Origin of the sequence: Streptomyces sp. NPDC102274 (assembly GCF_044766385.1) — a bacterium.
Classification (GTDB): Bacteria; Actinomycetota; Actinomycetes; order Streptomycetales; family Streptomycetaceae; genus Streptomyces.
Genome location: NZ_JBIWLW010000018.1, coordinates 16,831 through 36,972, shown reverse-complemented (window position 1 = coordinate 36,972; position 20,142 = coordinate 16,831). Strand labels below are relative to the sequence as shown.

Sequence of the window (20,142 nt, the reverse complement as noted above, 5' to 3'; positions counted from 1 at the left end):
TCCTTCCTCGGTGTCCTGGTGCCTGTGTCCGTGTCTCAGCGACGAGGCTCCCAGCGGAACCATCGCTGTACAGCAAACACTGAGAGGATGGTCCAAACCAAGGCGCTCAGCGCCGCGCCGAGCAGGTCGTTCCCTTCCGCCCCGCCGAGCCAGCCCGCCCGTATCAGCGTCATGGCCCCGGTCACCGGCAGCAGCTCGCACACGGAGGCCATCCGCTCGGGCAGCGCCTCCAGCGGTACGAACAGCCCGGAGCCGACCACCGAGATCATGAACAGCGGCATGCTGGTGATCTGGGCGCTCTCGACGGTACGGGTGAAGGCGGAGGTTGCGGCGGCCAGCGCGCTGAGCAGCACCAGTCCGAGCAGCAGTCCGCCGACCAGCACCACCGGCTGCTGCGGTGCGCGTACGTCGAGGAACGCGACCGCGGCGGCGATCATCACGGCGGACTGGACGAACGCCAGCCCGGTCGCCGGCAGCGCGGTGCCGATCAGGATCTCCCGGTCGGACGCCTCCATCGTGCGGAGCCGCTTGAGCACCAGTTCCTCGCGCCGCGCGGTGTACGCGGAGGTGAGGCTGCCGTAGACGGCCATCATCAGCACAATGCCGATGCCGCCGGTCATCGATGCCTCGATGACGCTGAACCCGGTGTCGCCGAGGTCGATCCGGCCGAGCGACTCCCTGATCGCCACGATCATCCCCAGCGGCACGAACAGGGCGGTGAACAGCGCGGTCCTGTTCCGTACGAGCAGCGAGAACTCGGCCCGGCCGAGCGCCTTGAGGCGGTCTCCGGTCGTTGTCGTCCGTACGCCGCTCTCCCCGCTCCGTGGGCTCTCCGTCTTCCCCGTCTTCCCCGCGCTCACCGTGCTCATCGTGCGTTCACCGTTTCCACCGTTTCCACCGTTTCCACCGTTTCCACCGTTTCCACCGTTTCCACCGTTTCCGCGGTCCGCGCCGCGATGTCGAGAAAGGCCTCTTCGAGGGAGGCGGACCGCGCGTCCAGCGCCCCCAGCTCCACGTCCGACTCCTCGGCCCACCGGAGGAGTTCGCGCAGATCCCGCTGGAGCCGCTGCGTACGGATCTCCACCGCCGTGCCGTTCGCCGCCGCCCGCAGGGACAGCGGGAGGCGTCCGGCCGGGACGTCCTCGGGCAGGACGAAGCGGATCCGGGCCGGCCGGGTGGCGGTCACCTCGGCCGGGGTGCCGGTGACATCGATCCGGCCCTGGTGCATGATCGCCAGCCGGTCGGCGAGGGTCTCGGCCTCCTCCAGATAGTGCGTGGTCAGCAGCACGGTGGTGCCGCCGTCCCGCAGCTCCCTGATCAACTCCCAGGTGTCGCGCCGTCCTTCGGCGTCCAGCCCGGTCGTCGGCTCGTCGAGGAAGAGCACTTCGGGCCGGCCGAGCAGCGCGAGCGCCAGATCCAGGCGCCGCTTCTCCCCGCCGGAGAGCTGCTTCACGCGCACGCCGGAGCGCTTGGTGAGCCCCACCAGATCCAGCGCCTCCTGGGTCGGCCGCGCCCCACTGGTGCAGCCGGCGCACATCCGTACGGTCTCGGCGACCGTCAGATCGGACGGGAAACCGCCCTCCTGGAGCATCATTCCCATCCGGGGCCGGACGGACGTCCGCTTGGTGTACGGATCGTGGCCGAACACCTGGACCGTGCCGCCGCTGGGCCTGGCGAGGCCCTCCAGCATTTCGAGGGTGGAGGTCTTGCCCGCTCCGTTCGTACCCAGCAGTGCGAACAGTTCGCCGCGCGCCACGGAGAAGGAGACACCGTCCACCGCTGTGAAGCCACCGGCGTAGGTACGCCTCAGCTCTTCCACCTCGATTACCGCGTCGTTCATCATGCCTTCGAGGTTTCCGCCGGACCGGTGTGGTCGGCAGTGCGCCGTGTCATCGCGGCGGATGACATTTGTCATCGGCCGCGGGGCACGCGCGGGACATACGCCGGGGACGCGCGGGACATACGCCGGGCACATGCCGGGATACCCGGGGCATACGCCGGGATATACGAAGAAGGCCCCGGTCGAAGTGACCGGGGCCTTCATCTTTGAGCGGACGACCAGGTTCGAACTGGCGACCTCAACCTTGGCAAGGTTGCGCTCTACCAACTGAGCTACGTCCGCAGTGCGTCAGAAGTCCGACGCGAGCACCACTCTACCTGATCCAAATGAAGCACTGGACCATCGGCCCAGTGGACCGGAGAGCGATGCAGAGCGGGTGACAGGAATTGCACACTGCGCCTCCCCCTTGGAAAGGGGGCGTTCTACTACTGAACTACACCCGCACGCTGCTTGGGGTTTCGCCTTTCGGCCTTGCCCCTCGGCGTGGTCCAAACTCTAGCCGATCAATGGGGGTGCTGTGCAACTCGGTGCGCTGCGAGGCGCACTGTCCGCGGGACCGGGCCGCGCCGGACCCGCGGAGCGGGGTGCCGCGGTCTCAACTCGCCTCGCGGAACGCCTCGTACACCCGCTTGGGAATCCGGCCTCGGGCCGGCACCTCCATCTTGTGGGACTGCGCCCAGGCGCGGACCGCCGCCGGGTCGGGCGCGAGGGCGGTGTGCCGGTAAGTGGTGCGAGATTTGCCGTGCTTGCTGGCGTTTGTCTGCTTTCGGCCTGCGGCCATGAACGGTGCCAGGGCCTTGCGCAGTTTCTTTGCATTGGCGGGATTGAGGTCGATCTCGTACGACTTCCCGTCCAGGCCGAACGTGACCGTTTCCGCCGCTTCTCCTCCGTCGATGTCGTCGGAGAGCGTGACCACTACGCGCTGCGCCACGGATATCGGTCCTTTCCTGCGGTACCGCCCGCGCCCGTCACCTGCGGGAAACGCGGCTGACGTGCGGCGATACCGGCCTTCCGGCTGTTATGGGGCAATGCTGCTTTCTTCTGTATTCCTTTGTACAGCGGCAAGCGTCGCATTGTGAAGCCCAGCCAATTGCATCAGCGTGTCCCGAGGCAATGGTGGGGTGCGACTTTTTCCCTGAATTTTTCCCGCTGTCGCCGGGGTCGAAATCGCGACGTGATCCGTGAACCAGCATATCTACCCGCGTAGATTTTTGGGCCGGGTACGCTGAGAGAGCTCGGGGGGTCTGGGGGATTCCCCGGAGAAGACAGCAGCGAGAACCAGCCGCACCACACCACCGGGAGTGCCAGTGGCACGCGTCGTAGTCGACGTCATGCTCAAGCCCGAGATCCTCGACCCGCAGGGCCAGGCCGTGCAGCGCGCACTGCCCCGCCTGGGTTTCGAGGGGATCGCCGACGTCCGCCAGGGAAAGCGCTTCGAGCTCGAGGTGGCAGGGCCGGTCGACGACGCCGCCCTCGCCCGCATCCATGAGATGGCCGAGACCTTCCTCGCCAACACCGTCATCGAGGACTTCATCGTGAAGGTCGAGTCCGAGAAGGCCGAGGAGCCGAAGTGACTTCTCGTATCGGAGTCGTCACCTTCCCCGGCACGCTCGACGACCAGGACAGCCTGCGCGCCGTCCGGATCGCCGGGGCCGAGCCCGTCTCCCTCTGGCACCGCGACAAGGACCTCAAGCAGGTCGACGCCGTCGTGCTGGCCGGAGGTTTCAGCTACGGCGACTATCTGCGGGCCGGCGCCATCTCCCGGTTCTCCCCGGTGATGGAGACGATCATCGAGCAGGCGAAGGACGGTCTGCCGGTCCTCGGGATCTGCAACGGCTTCCAGATCCTCACCGAGTCCCATCTGCTGCCCGGCGCGATGCTCAGGAACAACCACCTGCACTTCATCTGCCGCGACCAGAAGCTGCGGGTGGAGACCACGGACACCGCCTGGACCGCCGATTACGAGGCCGGCCAGGAGATCTCCGTACCCCTGAAGAACATCGACGGCCGGTACGTCGCCGACGAGCGCACGCTCGACGAGCTGGAGGCCGAGGGCAGGGTCGCCTTCCGCTATCTGGACGGCAACCCCAACGGTTCGCTGCGCGACATCGCCGGTGTCACCAACGCGGCGGGCAATGTCGTCGGGCTGATGCCGCACCCCGAGCACGCCGTGGAGCCGCTGATCGGTACGGGCCGTACCGACGGCCTGGGATTCTTCACCTCGATCCTGAAGAAGCTGGTAAGCGCCTGATGACCACCAAGACCCTCGACACCGTCAAGTACGCGAGCGGCACGCCCGAGGTCGAGCAGCCCTGGAAGGACCTCGGCCTCAAGGAGGACGAGTACGCCCGGATCCGCGAGATCCTGGAGCGCCGTCCCACCGGCGCCGAGCTGGCCATGTACTCCGTCATGTGGTCCGAGCACTGCTCGTACAAGAGCAGCAAGGTGCACCTCAAGCAGTTCGGCGAGAAGGTCCCGGCCAACGACGCCATGCTCGTCGGCATCGGCGAGAACGCGGGCGTCGTGGACGTCGGCCAGGGGTACGCGGTCACGTTCAAGGTCGAGTCCCACAACCACCCGTCGTACATCGAGCCCTACCAGGGCGCGGCCACCGGCGTCGGCGGCATCGTGCGCGACATCCTCGCCATGGGCGCCCGCCCGGTCGCCGTCGTGGACCCGCTCCGCTTCGGTGCCGCCGACCACCCCGACACCAAGCGCGTCCTGCCGGGTGTCGTCGCGGGCATCGGCGGCTACGGCAACTGCCTGGGTCTGCCGAACATCGGCGGCGAGGTCGTCTTCGACGACTGCTACCAGGGCAACCCGCTGGTCAACGCCGGCTGTATCGGCGTGATGAAGCACGAGGACATCCACCTCGCGAAGGCGTCGGGCCCCGGCAACAAGGTGATCCTGTACGGCGCCCGCACCGGCGGCGACGGTATCGGCGGGGTGTCGGTGCTCGCGTCCGAGACCTTCGAATCGACCGGTCCCGCCAAGCGGCCCGCCGTCCAGGTCGGTGACCCGTTTCAGGAGAAGCTGCTCATCGAGTGCACCCTGGAGATCTTCCGGGAGAAGCTCGTCGCCGGTATCCAGGACCTCGGCGGCGCCGGGCTCTCCTGCGCCACCAGCGAGCTGGCGTCCGCCGGTTCCGGCGGGATGCGGGTCGAGCTGGACACCGTGCCGCTGCGTGACGCGACCCTCTCGCCCGAGGAGATCCTCATGAGCGAGTCGCAGGAGCGCATGTGCGCGGTGGTCGAGCCCGACAAGGTCGACCGCTTCATGGAGATCTGCGAGAAGTGGGACGTCATCGCCACCGTCATCGGCGAGGTGACCGAGGGCGAGCGTCTGGAGATCTTCTGGCACGGCGAGCAGATCGTCGACGTGCCGCCGCGCTCGGTGGCCCATGACGGTCCGGTCTACCACCGGCCGTACGCGCGCCCCGACTGGCAGGACGCCCTCCAGGCGGACGACGCCAACAAGCTGGCACGCCCGGCGACCTCCGCCGAGCTGAGGGAGCAGGTCCTGCGGCTGATCGCGTCGCCGAACCAGGCGTCCAAGGCATGGATCACCGATCAGTACGACCGGTTCGTGCAGGGCAACACCGTCCTCGCGCAGCCCGAGGACGCCGGAATGGTCCGGATCGACGAGGAGTCGAACCTCGGCGTGGCCATGGCGACCGACGGCAACGGCCGGTACGCGAAGCTCGACCCGTACACGGGCGCGCAGCTCGCGCTGGCGGAGGCGTACCGAAATGTCGCCGCCTCCGGCGCCAAGCCGCTCGCGATCTCCGACTGCCTGAACTTCGGCTCTCCCGAGGACCCGGCGGTCATGTGGCAGTTCGCCGAGGCCACCCGAGGTCTGGCGGACGGCTGCCTCCAGCTGGGCACGCCGGTCACCGGCGGCAATGTCTCGCTCTACAACCAGACCGGTGAGACGGCCATTCACCCGACGCCGGTCGTCGCGGTGCTCGGTGTGATCGACGACGTCAACCGCCGCACGCCGATCGCCTTCAAGGAAGAGGGCCAGCTTCTCTATCTGCTGGGTGAGACGCGCGAGGAGTTCGGCGGCTCGGCCTGGTCGCAGGTCGTCCACGACCACCTCGGCGGGCTGCCGCCGGCCGTGGACCTGGACCGGGAGAAGCTGCTCGGCGAGATCCTGATCTCGGCGTCCCGCGACGGCATGATCGACGCGGCGCACGATCTGAGCGACGGCGGTCTGATCCAGGCGGTCACCGAGTCCTGCCTGCGTGGCGGGAACGGCGCCCGGCTGGTCGTGCCGGACGGTCTGGACGCGTTCACGTTCCTGCTCAGCGAGTCCGCCGGGCGCGCGGTCGTCTCCGTGCCGCGCAGCGAGGAACTCCGCTTCACCGACATGTGCGGTGCGCGCGGGCTGCCCGTGACCCGGATCGGCGTCGTGGACGGCGAGGCGGTCGAGATCCAGGGCGAGTTCAGCGTTCCGCTGGCCGAGCTGAAGGACGCCCACGAGGGCACGATCCCCGCGCTGCTGGCCTGAGGTCCTCCGTACCCGACCGAACGCGACGATGAGCCCCCGCCCGGTCTCCACCGGGCGGGGGCTCCGCCGTGAGTACGTCGGGCGGCCGGATGTCCTCGGCGCGGAAATGCTTCCCGGCCCGGTCGCATATCCGGAGTCACACGCTCTCCGCGTCTGCGAATGGGGAAGGTTTTCTCCTGGAAAACGACGTTTCCGGGAGGGATTCCTCCTCCTTATGGAAGCGACTCCCATGCCCTCTGACCAGGGGTGACTCCCGGTCTCGGCACCGGTTTCCCGGTCTTCAGCGGAGCGCGGCGGCAAAAAGTGCTGTTCTTGGCGCGTTTCCACACGGAAACGGTCCGGGGTTTTGTGTGAGGCGTCGAGTTTCCACTGTTCCGGAGGTCTCCGGAGGTCCGGCCGAATGGGGTGAGGCCGAAAGCGGCTCGATGACTTCACGCCACTCATGGCGGGAGAAACGTACGGACCCGGGCGTCCGGCCGAGGGCCGCGCATATGCTCGCGCCATGCCACCGGCCAAGAAGCGTCTGCGCAGCTACGACTCCGCCAAGATCCGGACCGCCGTCCTGACGCAGTTCGGGACCGTACGCGAGGCAGTCGCCCGGCTCACCCCCGAGCAGTTCGCGCTGCCCACCGCGCTCGGCGACTGGACGGTCCGGGAGCTGGCCGCGCATCTCAGCATGGCCGTCGAGTCCGTCAACCGCTATCTCGAACAGCCCGAATACCCCGGCCCGCCGCCCGGCCCCGTGGTCGTCCTGCCCGAGTGGCCGTTCACGACCGCCGCCCACGCCTCGGCCATCTCCGAGGACATCCGCACGCTCGCCGCGTGCGCCACCCCCGACGAGCTGTTCGAGCGGGCCAGGACGCGGATCGCCGCGCTCCTGCCCGGCGCCCCCGACGACCGGCTGCTGGCGACCCGGATCGGTGCCATACGCCTCGGGGACTATCTGGTCACCCGGACCGTCGAGCTGATCGTCCACACCGACGACCTGAACCGGGCGGCCGGACTGAGCGTTCCGTACGAGCGGCAGGCGCTCGCCGCCTGTACGCGGCTGCTCGCCGACGCCCTCGCCGTGAAGGCGCCCGGGGCCTCGACCGAGGTGCGGATCCCGCCGTACGCCGTGGTGCAGTGCGTGGAGGGTCCCCGGCACACCCGCGGTACGCCGCCGAACGTCGTGGAGACCGATCCGCTGACCTGGGTCCGGCTCGCCACCGGACGTACGACCTGGCGCGAGGCGCTCGACGCGGCGCGGGTCACCGCCGGCGGAGAGCGCGCGGATCTGGCCGGAGTGCTCCCGCTCATGGGGTGACGGGACCCCGCCGCACGAGCGACAGCGGAGGAACCGCGGAACCGGAGTCCCGCCCGTCCCGTCCCACGGGTATGCCGAAGCAGCGGATCACCACACTCACCACTGTCACAGCCGCCACTACCGTCGCTCTGCTCACACTGGCCGCCTGCGGTACGGAGTCCGGCAAGGGCTCGGGATCGGAATCCGGCGCGGGCTCCGGCGGAGAGGTACGGACCGAGACCGCCCTCACCGATGTGCGCTGGAACGTCGACAGCGTGACGGTCGGCGGCGAGAAGACCGCCGCCCCCGCCGGCGCCAGCGTGGAGATCGACTCCCAGGGCCGGGCCAGCGCGCGGACGGGCTGCAACTCCATCGGCGCGGATGTCACCGTCGAGGGCGACACGATCACCGTGGGCAAGAAGGAGACCACGCTGATCGGCTGTCCGAAGGAGCTGGAGACCTTCGAGAAGGCGCTCGACGGCGCCTTCTCCGGCAAGCTCAAGGCCACCGTCCAGGACAAACGGCTCACGCTCACCACCGTCGGCGGCGACGCGATCGCCCTGACCTCCGAGCCTCCCGCGCCCCTGGTGGGCACCGAGTGGACCGTCGACGCGCTGGCCCAGGGCGCCACCGTGACCTCCCTGCCCAAGGGGACGGACGGCAAGGCGCACTTCACGTTCCGTAAGGACGGCACGGACCTGTCCATGGAGGGCAGTCTCGGCTGCAACACCTTCAGCGCGCCCGCGCGGCTCTCCGAGTCCGCGTCCGGCTCCCCGGCCACCCTCACGATCGGCCGGGTCAGCTCCACCCGCAAGCTCTGCCCGGGGCCCGAAATGTCCCTGGAACGCCAGGTACAGAAGGTGCTGGAGGGCAAGGTCTCCTATGAGCTGCGTCACCGTGGGCTGACCCTCACGGCCGCCGACGGCCAGGGACTGAGCGCCACCGCGGCCGCTCCCGGGAAGTAGTCCGAGGACCGGCGGGGGGCCGGTCCGTATCCCCAATTCGGACCAGTGGTCGATCTCGCCTACACTCGGTTGTGTGCCTCGTGGTGATGGACGACTCAACCACGACCTGCTCCCCGGAGAGAAAGGCCCCCAGGACGCTTGTGGCGTCTTCGGAGTCTGGGCCCCGGGCGAAGAGGTCGCCAAGCTCACCTATTTCGGACTGTATGCCCTGCAGCACCGTGGACAGGAGTCCGCGGGCATCGCAGTGAGCAATGGGTCCCAGATCCTGGTTTTCAAGGACATGGGCCTTGTCTCACAGGTCTTCGACGAAACCTCCCTCAGCTCGCTCCAAGGCCATATCGCCGTGGGCCATGCCCGTTACTCCACCACCGGAGCCTCTGTGTGGGAGAACGCGCAGCCGACCTTCCGGGCCACCGGCCACGGTTCGATCGCGCTCGGCCACAACGGCAATCTGGTGAATACCGCCCAGCTCGCCGAGATGGTCGCCGATCTGCCCAAGGAGAACGGGCGGACGACCCGCGTCGCCGCCACCAATGACACCGACCTGGTCACGGCGCTGCTCGCCAGCCAGGTCGACGAGGACGGCAAGCCCCTCACCGTCGAGGACGCCGCCGTCAAGGTGCTGCCCGACGTCAAGGGCGCCTTCTCGTTCGTCTTCATGGACGAGCACACGCTCTACGCCGCCCGCGACCCCCAGGGCATCCGCCCGCTGGTCCTCGGCCGGCTCGAACGTGGCTGGGTCGTCGCCTCCGAGGGCGCCGCTCTCGACATCTGCGGCGCCTCGTACGTCCGGGAGATCGAGCCTGGCGAGCTGATCGCCATCGACGAGAACGGTCTCCGTTCGCGGCGATTCGCGGAAGCGAAGCCCAAGGGCTGTGTCTTCGAGTATGTCTATCTGGCCCGTCCCGATACGGACATCGCCGGGCGGAACGTGTATCTGTCCCGGGTCGAAATGGGGCGGAAACTCGCCAAGGAAGCTCCGGCCGAGGCGGATCTGGTCATAGCGACCCCGGAATCCGGCACCCCGGCCGCGATCGGCTACGCGGAGGCCAGCGGTATCCCGTACGGCTCGGGCCTGGTCAAGAACGCCTATGTCGGCCGGACCTTCATCCAGCCGTCCCAGACCATCCGCCAGCTGGGCATCCGCCTCAAGCTGAACCCGCTGAAGGAAGTCATCCGGGGCAAGCGCCTGGTCGTCGTCGACGACTCGATCGTCCGCGGCAACACCCAGCGCGCCCTGGTCAAGATGCTCCGCGAGGCGGGCGCCGCCGAGGTCCACATCCGGATCTCGTCGCCGCCGGTGAAGTGGCCGTGCTTCTTCGGGATAGATTTCGCCACCCGCGCCGAGCTGATCGCCAACGGCATGACGGTCCAGGAGATCGGCGTCTCCATGGGAGCCGACTCCCTCGCCTACATCTCCCTCGACGGGATGATCGAGGCGACGACCATCGCCAAGCCGAATCTCTGCCGTGCCTGCTTCGACGGTGAGTACCCGATGGATCTTCCCGATCCCGAGCTGCTCGGCAAGCAGCTGCTGGAGACCGAGCTGGCGGCAGGACCGGCCGATACCGCCGCCACGGACGCGCTCCGCCGCCCGTAGCCGCCCGCGTCCCTCCCCGCCCGTGACCGTCCGTCCCTCCGACGACCGCAAGACGACAGGAAAGTACCCAGCCATGTCCGAAACGACTACTGGTGCCAGCTATGCCGCCGCGGGCGTCGACATCGAAGCCGGTGACCGCGCGGTCGAGCTGATGAAGGAGTGGGTGAAGAAGACCGGGCGCCCCGAGGTCCTCGGCGGCCTCGGCGGCTTCGCCGGCCTCTTCGACGCCTCCGCCCTCAAGCGCTACGAGCGCCCGCTGCTCGCCTCCGCCACCGACGGTGTCGGTACGAAGGTCGATCTCGCCCGCAAGATGGGTGTGTACGACACGATCGGTCACGATCTGGTCGGCATGGTCGTCGACGACCTGGTGGTCTGCGGCGCCGAGCCCCTCTTCATGACCGACTACATCTGTGTCGGCAAGGTCCACCCCGAGCGGGTCGCCGCCATCGTCAAGGGCATCGCCGAAGGCTGTGTGCTGGCCGGCTGCGCCCTGGTCGGCGGCGAGACCGCCGAGCACCCCGGACTGCTCGGCGAGGACGACTTCGACGTCGCCGGCGCTGGTACGGGCGTGGTCGAGGCGGACCGGCTGCTCGGCGCGGATCGTATCCGTAAGGGTGACGCGGTGATCGCCATGGCGTCCTCCGGTCTTCACTCCAACGGGTACTCGCTGGTCCGGCACGTGGTCTTCGACCGGGCCGGCTGGTCGCTGGACCGCGAGGTCGCGGAGTTCGGCCGCACCTTGGGCGAGGAGCTGCTCGAACCCACCAAGATCTACTCGCTGGACTGTCTGGCGCTTGCCAGGACCACCGAGGTGCACGCGTTCAGCCACATCACCGGCGGCGGTCTGGCCGCCAATCTGGCCCGGGTGATCCCGGACGGACTGCACGCGGCGGTGGACCGCTCGACCTGGACGCCCGGCGCGGTCTTCGACGTCGTCGGAACGGCGGGCCGGGTGGAGCGCCTGGAGCTGGAGAAGACGCTGAACATGGGCGTGGGCATGATGGCGGTCGTCCCGGCGGAGTCGGCCGACGCCGCGCTCACCACGCTCGCCGACCGTGGGATGGACGCCTGGATCGCCGGAGAGATCACCGAGCGGGCCGGCCACGCCACCGGCGCCACGCTGACCGGCGACTACGCGGGCTGAGTGCGGACAGAGCCGTCCAGGGGCGGTCCCGGCACCGCCGGGGGCCCCGTGGGCAGCGCAGAAGCGGACAGCACAGAACCCGGTCCCGGACTACCGCCCAGGACCGGGCAATGAGCTACTGCTCGGGGTATATCGACGTATACGGACGTCAAGCGCCGCGGCGCTGCGTCGAGGGCCCGGACTCGTCGTCCTCGTCCTCGTCGTCGTTGTACCGATCCGCGTACTTCGCGTACGGGTCATCTTCCTCGTCGTCATCCTCGAACGGCTCCGCGTTCGGTGGTTGACTTGAAGGCGATGCGCCCAGCTCGTTGGCCAGACGCGACAGGTCAGTCCCGCCGCTGTTGTACTTCAGCTGGCGGGCGACCTTCGTCTGCTTGGCCTTGGCCCGGCCGCGCCCCATGGCTCGACCCCCTCGGTGACGGGGCTCGACGGCCCCAGAGTCTTGACACGCGTTCATGAATCAGAACGAGCTCTCCGCGGAGAGACCCGTCCGTAGGGCTTCAACGGTACCTGCTTCCGCGGCCATACGGTACGCCGCCCGCATGACGCGCCCCGGCGCAGGACCAACGAGATGCCCCGTCCTCGCTGGTCAGCTGCGATTTTAACCTCTTCTTGAGGGACGACCCGCCGACCGGCGTGAGTCTGGTCTCCCGAACGGTCTCCCATACGGTCCACCGGGCGTCACGCCGGCGTTGCGGACGGTCAGCGGTGGCGGGCTTCCGCCATCTTGTGTTCGGCGATCCTGTCCGCTGCGGCGGCCGGCGGAATACCGTCTTCCTTCGCACGTGCGAATATTGCCAGCGTGGTGTCGAAGATCTTCCCGGCCTTCGCGTGGCAGCGCTCGAAGTCGAACCCGTTCAGTTCGTCGGCGACCTGGATCACCCCGCCAGCGTTCACCACGTAGTCGGGCGCGTAGAGGATCCCGCGGTCCGAGAGGTCCTTCTCGACGCCGGGGTGGGCGAGCTGGTTGTTGGCCGCTCCGCACACCACGGCCGCGGTGAGGACGGGTACCGACTCGTCGTTCAGCGCGCCGCCGAGCGCGCACGGGGCGTAGATGTCCAGGCCCGCGGTGCGGATCAGCGCGTCGTTGTCGGCGACGACGGCGACCTGCGGATGCCGGTCGGTGACGCGGGTGACCGACTCCTCCCGTACGTCCGTGATGACGACCTGGGCGCCGTCCTGGAGTAGATGCTCCACCAGATGCCGCCCGACCTTGCCGACGCCCGCGACGCCGACCGTACGGCCGCGCAGCGAGGGGTCGCCCCACTGGTGCCGCGCGCTCGCCCGCATGCCCTGGAAGACCCCGTAGGCCGTCAGGACCGACGAGTCGCCCGCGCCGCCGTTCTCCGGCGACCGTCCCGTGGTCCACCGGCACTCCCGCGCCACGACGTCCATGTCCGCGACGTAGGTGCCGACGTCGCAGGCGGTGACGTACCGGCCGTCGAGCGAGGCCACGAACCGGCCGTAGGCCAGCAGCAGCGCGGTACGCCGGCTGCCCTGGGTCTGCGCGGAGTCCCCGATGATCACGGCCTTGCCGCCGCCGTGGCCGAGCCCGGCCATGGCGTTCTTGTACGACATGCCCCGGGAGAGGTTCAGCGCGTCGGCGACGGCCTCTTCCTCGGACGCGTAGGGGTAGAAACGCGTACCTCCCAGGGCGGGGCCCAGGGCGGTCGAATGGATGGCGATCACGGCCTTGAGGCCGCTGGCACGGTCCTGGCAGAGCACGACTTGCTCGTGGCCTCCCTGCTCCGAACGGAACAGGGTGTGCAGTACATCGACAGGAGCGCCGGTCACATCGGTCACTGTGGTGACTCCCAAGTACGAAGCGGCGGTGGGAAGGCCCCTCCTATGGGTGGGGAGGGACCCCTTGAAGGATGGGGCGGTCGAGCAAGCAAGAGAGTAAGTCCTGCGGGGGCGCAGATCAGCCGCAGTGCCAAGGATCACCCCCTTGTGGGGTACAGGCATGGGACGATGCGCCGCATGCCGGCGGTGTCTTCAATTTTCGTCCCTTACGCGTCCTACCTGCGGGTCTACGAGCCGCTGGCGGCCTTCGCGGAGCCCGAACGCGGCCATTGGCGCCGCTACGCCGCCCGGGACGGCACGCCGACCGCACAGGACGAACTACGGCGCTCCCTGGCCGACTTGCTGCCTACCCCTCCCGTGCCCGTACCGGTGCACGAGAGCGCGGACGCCTTCATCACCGAGGTGGACGGCGTGGTGTGCGTCTGTCCGTGGCGGACCCGGCTGCGCGGCTGGCTGGCCCTGGAGGAGCTGGGGGAGCTGCTGCCCGTACCGCTGCTGGACGCGGTGCTGCCGCCGGTGGTGCGTGGGCAGGCGGAGAAGGACTACGAGCGCTGGCGGGACCGCAACCCGGACGCGCGGCCGTGGATCCGGACGGCGGTCTGGCAGGTGCCGGTGCGCTGGTTCACGCTTTTCTCCGACGACGAGCGCACTTTTGAGCCAGGTGCGGCCGAGGAGGGCGCGGGGGCCGGGGAGGGCGGGGCCAAAGCGCGGGTGCTGCGCTACCGGACCCCGATGGTGCAGGCCCGGCGCCGGCTGGCCCGCTCGCTGAAGACCCTGCGGAACGCCGTGGACGACGGTCCGCTGATCGAGGGCCTGGTGGACGTGGGGCGCTGGCTGGAGGAGTTCCACCCGCGCTCACTGGTCGAACTGGACTACGGCGGCCTGGTGCACGTACTGTCCTGCGCTCAGCTGGCCGAGGACCACTCGGCGGCCGACGTGGCGGCGGCGATCACGGCGCTGCGTGACGGGGACGACGAGGGTGCCGGAGAGGCGTACGGACGGCTCACGGAGCGGTGGCGGGCGGTCCGGGACCGCCAGTTCGCGAACTGAGTTCATACTCTGTCTCACTCACCGACTCCCCCGAGGCGGAGAGTGGCGGGCGGAGAGCGCGCGAAACGGGCACCGAAACGGGCAGTGCGCGGTCGTTCACGGGCGGTGAACCGGGTCCTAGGGCAGAGGTCCCGATCCGGGCCTTTGTCTCAAGCGTGACGGACCGCACTAACGGGGCTCTTGCGCCCATCACCCACCCTCGTGTCAAAATAGGACAAGGAGTCCGGGGAGGGTTCCTTCCGTCCAAGTGTGGGCGGAACGCTCAGCATTGCACTCTATGTGGGGGGTCTGTTGACTCCTGATCGCTCTGTGACTGATCGTATCTGTGACGTGACTGTCCGCTATGGCATGGTCCATCGGCTTCCGCCACTGATGAGCACCTCAGAGGGCAATTCCATCGGTTTGGCCGACGTGGCTGGACGGATGGTGTAGTTGTAGTGCCGAGGACAAGCCGTTCGTCCTATAACCGACTCGGCCCGCGTCCGCCATTTCGGGCAACGCGGGTCAAGGTGCAGAATTTAGAGGAAAGAACCGAGATGGTTCGGTTCTCCCGAGGAGGCCGCTCATGACCGCTCGCACCCCTGATGCCGAGCCGCTGCTGACCCCGGCTGAGGTTGCCACGATGTTCCGCGTGGACCCGAAGACGGTCACGCGCTGGGCAAAAGCCGGCAAGCTCACGTCCATCCGCACGCTCGGTGGGCATCGCCGGTATCGCGAGGCAGAGGTCCGCGCACTGCTTGCGGGTATTCCGCAGCAGCGCAGCGAGGCCTGAACACCCCAGTAAGGCTCATTAGGGCTCAACTACAAGCAGGGCACAACCGGGTCCCCCAAACCCGGTCGTCCCGACACATAGCTCCACACGACGGGCGCCTGCCCCAACAGGTCCCATGCCCTCGCATCACGGGTAAGTCGTCGATCGCGCTGGACTCCGCCGGGTCCAGCGCGATCTTTTTTGTGCGCCGGGGAGGCGGTGTCCCGGCCCTGTTGGGGCACTGTGCGAGCGGTGTGGGAGGTGCTTCGGGGGAGGGTCGGAAGAGGGTGCAATTGCACATATTAAATTGGTGGATTGTAGGTGGGGTGTAAGCGCCGCCATTCCAGAAACTCATTCGGTGACTAGCGTCACATCATGAAGGTCTTGCCAATAGCGGGCGCGCTAGGGAGTGGATCACCGCCACACGGCGGGTCACGGAGCGGAAGTGGCTTGCCCCTCGGCCAACTCGTCGTCCAGGAAGCGGTCTTCGAGGAACAGGTCGTCGCCCGCCGACGCTTCCATGGCGAGCCGCTGGAGGCGATGACAGATCGGGCAGTGCCCGGTGCGATGCGGGTGGCCGGACGCGGCCGCCAGATGGGCGCGCAGCAGCGCGCGGGTCTCGTGCTTGGTCGTCGATGCCGTCACGCACGCCACCCCCGGTGCGGGCCCGTGGATGCGGTGAGCGTGGGGCCCTTCTGCTTAGGTACCCCCGGCCGTTGGCGCCGTCAAGGAGCTGCGGCCATGGCCCGGCGGATTTGGGTACGCCATTACTGCCGCGTGACCACCGCGTCGACGGCGCTTGCCGTATGCAATGGGGTCACCTGTGACGCGGAACAGTTGCCTGTGACGCGGAACGGTCGCCTGTGACGCGGACACATAAGAAAGAGCCCGCGTCCGATGGGATGCGGGCTCTTCCTCTTCTGCGGTCCTGACGGGATTTGAACCCGCGGCCTCCACCTTGACAGGGTGGCGAGCACTCCAAACTGCTCCACAGGACCAGGTTTCGCGGCCCCTTGGTGGCGGCTGCGAAACGAGACTCTACAGCAGCTCGGAGGGTCCGGTCGAACTCACTCCCCGCGCACCCCCCCGCCATGAACGCGTTACGGCGCCGCCGCGTCGATCGCCTTGATGATGCGCTTGTCCGAGACGGGCTGCGCGGTGCCCAGCGCGTGCGCGAAGTAGCTCACCCGCAGCTCCTCGATCATCCAGCGGATGTCCAGCACTTGCTGCGGCACCGGCCGTCCCCGCGGCAGCTGTTCGAGCAGCCAGGCGTACTCGTCCCGCATCTCATGGACCTTCTCCATGCGCGTGGTGTCGCGCTGGACGCTCGTCGGCATCTGCTGGAGCCTGCGGTCCGCCGCGACGAGATAGCGCATCAGGTCGGGCAGCCGGCGCAGCCCGGTGCGGGTGACGAAGCCGGCCGGTACGAGGGCCGCCAGCTGGTCCCTGACGTCCTGGACGTTGTTGACCAGCGTCAGGCTCCCCGTGGCCTTCAGACGGCGCTCACAGGCCTGCCAGGCGGCCAGGATCTGCTGGACCTGCCCGATGGTCCGTACGGTCGCGTCGACGAGATCGGCGCGCACCTTGTCGTACAGCTTCCGGAAGGATTCCTCGTCCCACGCCGGACCCCCGTGGTCCGCGATCAGCTTGTCGGCGGCGGCCATGGCGCAGTCGTCGAACAGCGCCTGGATCGAGCCGTGCGGATTGCGGGAGAGTGCCAGTTTCTGCTGGTTGGTGAGCTTGTCGGAGGCGAACTTCGCCGGGTTCACCGGGATGTTCAGCAGGATCAGCCGGCGCGTCCCGGCCCACATCGCCTGCCGCTGCTCCGCCTCGGTGTCGAAGAGCCGTACGGCCACGGTCGCGCCCTGGTCGACCAGCGCCGGGTACGCCCTGACGGGCTGGCCGGCCCGCCGGGTCTCGAAGACCCGGGAGAGCGTGCCGATGGTCCACTCCGTCAGCCCCGTACGTTCGATGGCCTCGCCGCCCGCGCGCTCGGCGGTGGCCGCGGCGGCCTGGGAGAGCGCCTGGCGGGCCTTGGGACGGAGCCGGAGCTTGAGCGCCTCCAGGTCCTTGCCCTCGGCGTATTCGGCGATCTTGCGCCGTCGCTCGTCGACGATGCGGAACGTGATCCTGAGATGGTCGGGCATCCGGGCCGGTTCGAAGTCGTCGGCCGTGACCGGCACCCCGACCATCCGCTGGAGTTCGCGGGCCAGCGTCACCGGCAGCGGCTCCTGAAGGGGCACGGCACGCTCCAGGAACGCCTTGGCGTAGTTCGGCGCGGGCACGTAGTGGCGGCGGATCGGTTTGGGCAGCGAGCGGATCAGCTCCATGACCACCTCCTCGCGCAGGCCCGGGATCTGCCAGTCGAAGCCCTCGGAGGTGACCTGGTTGAGTACCTGGAGCGGGATGTGGACGGTCACGCCGTCCGCGTCCGTACCGGGCTCGAACTGGTACGTCACGCGGAACTTGAGCGGTCCCTGCCGCCAGGAGTCCGGATAGTCGTCCTTGGTGACGGAGCCGGCCTTCTCGTTGATGAGCATCGAGCGCTCGAAGTCGAGCAGCTCCGGCTCCTCGCGGCGTCTCTTCTTCCACCAGGAGTCGAAGTGCGCGCCGGAGACCACCTCGTCCGGCACCCGCTGGTCATAGAAGTCGTAGAGCGTCTCGTCGTCCACGAGGATGCCGCGGCGCCGGGCGCGGTGCTCCAACTCCTCGACCTCGCCCAGGAGTTTGCGATTGTCATGGAAGAACTGGTGGTGCGTGCGCCAGTCGCCCTCGACCAGCGCGTGACGGATGAACAGCTCCCGGGACGCCTCCGGGTCGATCCGGCCGAAATTCACCTTGCGCTGGGCGACGATCGGTACTCCGTACAGCGTCACCTTCTCGTACGCCATCACGGCCGCCATGTCCTTCTCCCAGTGCGGCTCGCTGTAGGTCCGCTTGAGGAGATGGCCGGCCAGGGGCTCGATCCACTCGGGTTCGATCTTCGCGTTGACCCGCGCCCAGAGCCGGGAGGTCTCCACCAGCTCGGCGGACATGAGGAAGCGCGGCGGCTTCTTGAAGAGCGCCGAACCGGGGAACACCGCGAATTTCGCGCTGCGGGCGCCCAGATACTCGTTCTTGGCGCCGTCCTTCACATCCTTCATCCCGATGTGCGAGAGCAGCCCCGCCAGCAGCGAGACGTGGACGGACTGGTCCGCCGCGTCCTCCTCGTTGAGGTGGATGCCCATCTGCTTGGCGACCGTACGCAGCTGCGAGTAGATGTCCTGCCACTCACGGATCCGCAGGAAGTTCAGATACTCCGACTTGCACATCCGGCGGAAGGCCGAGGAGGACAGCGTCTTCTGCTGTTCCCTGATGTAACGCCAGAGATTGATGAAGGCCAGGAAGTCGGAGGTCTCGTCCTTGAACCGGGCGTGCTGCTGGTCCGCCTGGGCCTGCTTCTCGGCGGGCCGCTCGCGCGGGTCCTGGATGGAGAGCGCGGCGGCGATCACCATCACCTCGCGCACGCAGCCGTTGCGGTCGGCCTCGATGACCATCCGGGCCAGCCGCGGGTCCACGGGGAGCTGGGAGAGCTTGCGGCCGAGCGGGGTGAGCCGCTTCTTCGGATCCTTCTGCGCGGCCTGCGACGGGTCGAACGCGCCCAGCTCCTGGAGCAGCTGCACACCGTCGCGGATATTGCGGTGGTCCGGCGGATCGATGAAGGGGAACTTCTCGATGTCGCCCAGGCCGGCCGCGGTCATCTGGAGGATGACGGACGCCAGATTCGTACGGAGGATCTCGGCGTCGGTGAACTCCGGGCGCGACTCGAAGTCGTCCTCGGAGTAGAGCCGTACGCAGATCCCGTCCGACGTACGGCCGCAGCGGCCCTTGCGCTGGTTGGCGCTGGCCTGGGAGATCCGCTCGATCGGCAGCCGCTGGACCTTGGTGCGGTGGCTGTAGCGGGAGATACGGGCGGTGCCCGGGTCGATGACGTACTTGATGCCCGGGACGGTCAGCGAGGTCTCGGCCACATTCGTCGCCAGAACGATCCTGCGTCCGCTGTGGCGCTGGAATACGCGGTGCTGCTCGGCGTGCGAGAGCCGGGCGTAGAGGGGGAGGACCTCGGTGCCTCGGAGCTTGCGCTTCTCCAGGGCGTCCGCGGTGTCACGGATCTCACGCTCGCCGGAGAGGAAGACCAGGATGTCGCCGGGGCCCTCCGACTGGAGTTCGTCCACGGCTTCGGAGATCGCGGTGATCTGGTCGCGGTCGCCCTCCTCGCCGTCCTCCTCCAGCAGGGGCCGGTAGCGGACCTCGACGGGGTACGTACGCCCCGAGACCTCCACGATGGGCGCGCCCCGCCGCTCTCCGCCGTCTCCGCCGTCACCGCCATCGACTCCGACGGAGGCGATGCGGCCGAAGTGGCGGGAGAAGCGCTCCGGGTCGATGGTCGCGGAGGTGATGACGACCTTCAGGTCCGGGCGTCTGGGGAGCAGCTGGGCGAGATAGCCCAGTAGGAAATCGATGTTGAGGCTTCGCTCATGGGCCTCGTCGATGATGATCGTGTCGTAGGCGAGCAGCTCGCGGTCCGTCTGGATCTCGGCGAGCAGGATGCCGTCGGTCATCAGCTTGACGAACGTCGCGTCCTGGTTGACCTGGTCGGTGAAGCGGACCTTCCATCCGACGGCCTCGCCCAGCGGGGTGTCCAGTTCCTCCGCGACGCGCTCGGCGACGGTACGCGCGGCGATCCTGCGGGGCTGCGTGTGCCCGATCATGCCGCGGACCCCGCGGCCCAGCTCCAGACAGATCTTGGGGATCTGCGTCGTCTTGCCCGAGCCGGTCTCACCGGCGACGATCACGACCTGATGGTCGCGTATCGCCTCCAGGATCAGGTCCTTCTTCTGGCTGACGGGCAGCTGTTCGGGGTACGAGACGGCGGGCATCCGCGCCGCGCGCAGCCGGATGCGCTCGGCGGCCTTTCCGGCCTGGCCGGCGATCTCGTCCAGCACGGCCTGCCGTGCGTCGGGCTTACGGATGCGCCGTGCGCCTTCGAGACGGCGGCCGAGCCGCTGCGCGTCGCGCAGCGAGACGTCGGCCAGCAGGGTCTGGAGGTCGGTGAAGGAAGTAGACATACCTGGCCCAGGATCTCACCCGCCGCTCGGGAGTGGCGAACCCATTTCAGCGGCGGACCCGACGCGGCGGCCCGGCGGGTCGGCGGG

The 20,142-nt window shown here is 68.5% G+C and carries 16 protein-coding genes and 3 tRNA genes; 9 read left to right on the top strand and 10 right to left on the bottom strand.

What is annotated here, in order from left to right; genetic code table 11:
• Positions 1-35: 35 nt before the first annotated feature.
• The 5 genes from ACIRQP_RS23595 to ACIRQP_RS23575 form a co-directional block, all read right to left on the bottom strand.
• Complete coding sequence (locus ACIRQP_RS23595; RefSeq protein WP_403893106.1) at positions 36-869, bottom strand: ABC transporter permease; 834 nt, start codon at positions 867-869, stop codon at positions 36-38.
• Positions 866-1,843, bottom strand: coding sequence for an ABC transporter ATP-binding protein (locus tag ACIRQP_RS23590; RefSeq protein WP_403893105.1), 978 nt, complete (start codon positions 1,841-1,843; stop codon positions 866-868). The genes ACIRQP_RS23595 and ACIRQP_RS23590 overlap by 4 nt, the downstream gene beginning before the upstream one ends.
• A 206-nt stretch (positions 1,844-2,049) precedes the next feature.
• Positions 2,050-2,122 (bottom strand) — tRNA-Gly (locus ACIRQP_RS23585).
• 89 nt (positions 2,123-2,211) lie between these two features.
• Positions 2,212-2,283, bottom strand: a tRNA-Gly gene (locus ACIRQP_RS23580).
• 152 nt (positions 2,284-2,435) lie between these two features.
• A complete protein-coding gene (locus tag ACIRQP_RS23575) occupies positions 2,436-2,771 on the bottom strand; it encodes an Lsr2 family protein (protein ID WP_030350028.1) in 336 nt (111 codons plus the stop codon).
• Positions 2,772-3,147: 376 nt separating this feature from the next.
• Here ACIRQP_RS23575 and purS point away from each other — a divergent pair, with 376 nt between their 5' ends.
• From purS to purM, 7 genes are all read left to right on the top strand, one after another.
• Positions 3,148-3,414 carry a phosphoribosylformylglycinamidine synthase subunit PurS gene (gene purS / locus ACIRQP_RS23570; protein WP_382873089.1) on the top strand — a complete coding sequence of 89 codons (267 nt, stop codon included), beginning with the start codon at positions 3,148-3,150 and terminating at the stop codon, positions 3,412-3,414.
• Positions 3,411-4,091, top strand: coding sequence for a phosphoribosylformylglycinamidine synthase subunit PurQ (gene purQ / locus ACIRQP_RS23565; protein ID WP_403893104.1), 681 nt, complete (start codon positions 3,411-3,413; stop codon positions 4,089-4,091). Before purS ends, purQ begins: the two co-directional genes overlap by 4 nt.
• Positions 4,091-6,349: a phosphoribosylformylglycinamidine synthase subunit PurL gene (gene purL / locus ACIRQP_RS23560; RefSeq protein WP_403893103.1), complete on the top strand. Its 2,259-nt coding sequence runs from the start codon at positions 4,091-4,093 to the stop codon at positions 6,347-6,349. The genes purQ and purL overlap by 1 nt, the downstream gene beginning before the upstream one ends.
• A gap of 502 nt (positions 6,350-6,851) precedes the next feature.
• Positions 6,852-7,655: a sterol carrier family protein gene (locus tag ACIRQP_RS23555; RefSeq protein ID WP_403893102.1), complete on the top strand. Its 804-nt coding sequence runs from the start codon at positions 6,852-6,854 to the stop codon at positions 7,653-7,655.
• Positions 7,656-7,726: 71 nt separating this feature from the next.
• On the top strand, positions 7,727-8,599 hold the full coding sequence (locus ACIRQP_RS23550; protein WP_403893101.1) for an META domain-containing protein: 873 nt from the start codon (positions 7,727-7,729) through the stop codon (positions 8,597-8,599).
• Positions 8,600-8,672: 73 nt separating this feature from the next.
• Complete coding sequence (gene purF / locus ACIRQP_RS23545; protein WP_403893100.1) at positions 8,673-10,199, top strand: amidophosphoribosyltransferase; 1,527 nt, start codon at positions 8,673-8,675, stop codon at positions 10,197-10,199.
• A 73-nt stretch (positions 10,200-10,272) separates the two neighbouring features.
• Complete coding sequence (gene purM, locus ACIRQP_RS23540; RefSeq protein ID WP_403893099.1) at positions 10,273-11,343, top strand: phosphoribosylformylglycinamidine cyclo-ligase; 1,071 nt, start codon at positions 10,273-10,275, stop codon at positions 11,341-11,343.
• A gap of 148 nt (positions 11,344-11,491) precedes the next feature.
• Here the strand turns inward: purM and ACIRQP_RS23535 are convergent, their stop codons facing one another.
• Both ACIRQP_RS23535 and ACIRQP_RS23530 read right to left on the bottom strand, forming a co-directional pair.
• Entirely contained in the window at positions 11,492-11,743 is a 252-nt protein-coding gene (locus ACIRQP_RS23535) for a DUF3073 domain-containing protein (RefSeq protein ID WP_129769940.1), read from the bottom strand.
• A 302-nt stretch (positions 11,744-12,045) separates the two neighbouring features.
• Positions 12,046-13,146, bottom strand: a complete 1,101-nt coding sequence (locus ACIRQP_RS23530; RefSeq protein ID WP_403893098.1) for a Leu/Phe/Val dehydrogenase — start codon at positions 13,144-13,146, stop codon at positions 12,046-12,048.
• Positions 13,147-13,323: 177 nt separating this feature from the next.
• Here ACIRQP_RS23530 and ACIRQP_RS23525 point away from each other — a divergent pair, with 177 nt between their 5' ends.
• Together ACIRQP_RS23525 and bldC are read left to right on the top strand one after the other, a co-directional pair.
• Complete coding sequence (locus ACIRQP_RS23525; protein ID WP_403893097.1) at positions 13,324-14,196, top strand: hypothetical protein; 873 nt, start codon at positions 13,324-13,326, stop codon at positions 14,194-14,196.
• 565 nt (positions 14,197-14,761) lie between these two features.
• Positions 14,762-14,968, top strand: a complete 207-nt coding sequence (bldC, locus tag ACIRQP_RS23520; protein ID WP_003949541.1) for a developmental transcriptional regulator BldC — start codon at positions 14,762-14,764, stop codon at positions 14,966-14,968.
• A 411-nt stretch (positions 14,969-15,379) separates the two neighbouring features.
• Here bldC and ACIRQP_RS23515 read toward each other — a convergent pair whose 3' ends face one another.
• The 3 genes from ACIRQP_RS23515 to hrpA form a co-directional block, all read right to left on the bottom strand.
• Positions 15,380-15,592 carry a DUF6274 family protein gene (locus tag ACIRQP_RS23515; RefSeq protein ID WP_403893096.1) on the bottom strand — a complete coding sequence of 71 codons (213 nt, stop codon included), beginning with the start codon at positions 15,590-15,592 and terminating at the stop codon, positions 15,380-15,382.
• 278 nt (positions 15,593-15,870) lie between these two features.
• Positions 15,871-15,945: transfer RNA gene (locus ACIRQP_RS23510), tRNA-Asp, on the bottom strand.
• 102 nt (positions 15,946-16,047) lie between these two features.
• The gene (gene hrpA, locus ACIRQP_RS23505) at positions 16,048-20,055 is read right to left on the bottom strand and encodes an ATP-dependent RNA helicase HrpA (protein WP_403893095.1); all 4,008 of its coding nucleotides are present in this window, start codon (positions 20,053-20,055) and stop codon (positions 16,048-16,050) included.
• Between the last annotated feature and the right edge of the window lie 87 nt (positions 20,056-20,142).

Excerpts from the sequence above, each read along its gene's own strand:
- purL (WP_403893103.1), top strand. The coding sequence starts at position 4,091 with ATGACCACCAAGACCCTCGACACCGTCAAGTACGCGAGCGGCACGCCC.
- purM (WP_403893099.1), top strand. The coding sequence starts at position 10,273 with ATGTCCGAAACGACTACTGGTGCCAGCTATGCCGCCGCGGGCGTCGAC.
- hrpA (WP_403893095.1), bottom strand. The coding sequence starts at position 20,055 with ATGTCTACTTCCTTCACCGACCTCCAGACCCTGCTGGCCGACGTCTCG.
- ACIRQP_RS23525 (WP_403893097.1), top strand. The coding sequence starts at position 13,324 with ATGCCGGCGGTGTCTTCAATTTTCGTCCCTTACGCGTCCTACCTGCGG.
- bldC (WP_003949541.1), top strand. The coding sequence starts at position 14,762 with ATGACCGCTCGCACCCCTGATGCCGAGCCGCTGCTGACCCCGGCTGAG.
- ACIRQP_RS23550 (WP_403893101.1), top strand. The coding sequence starts at position 7,727 with ATGCCGAAGCAGCGGATCACCACACTCACCACTGTCACAGCCGCCACT.
- ACIRQP_RS23590 (WP_403893105.1), bottom strand. The coding sequence starts at position 1,843 with ATGATGAACGACGCGGTAATCGAGGTGGAAGAGCTGAGGCGTACCTAC.
- ACIRQP_RS23555 (WP_403893102.1), top strand. The coding sequence starts at position 6,852 with ATGCCACCGGCCAAGAAGCGTCTGCGCAGCTACGACTCCGCCAAGATC.
- ACIRQP_RS23535 (WP_129769940.1), bottom strand. The coding sequence starts at position 11,743 with ATGGGGCGCGGCCGGGCCAAGGCCAAGCAGACGAAGGTCGCCCGCCAG.
- ACIRQP_RS23595 (WP_403893106.1), bottom strand. The coding sequence starts at position 869 with ATGAGCACGGTGAGCGCGGGGAAGACGGGGAAGACGGAGAGCCCACGG.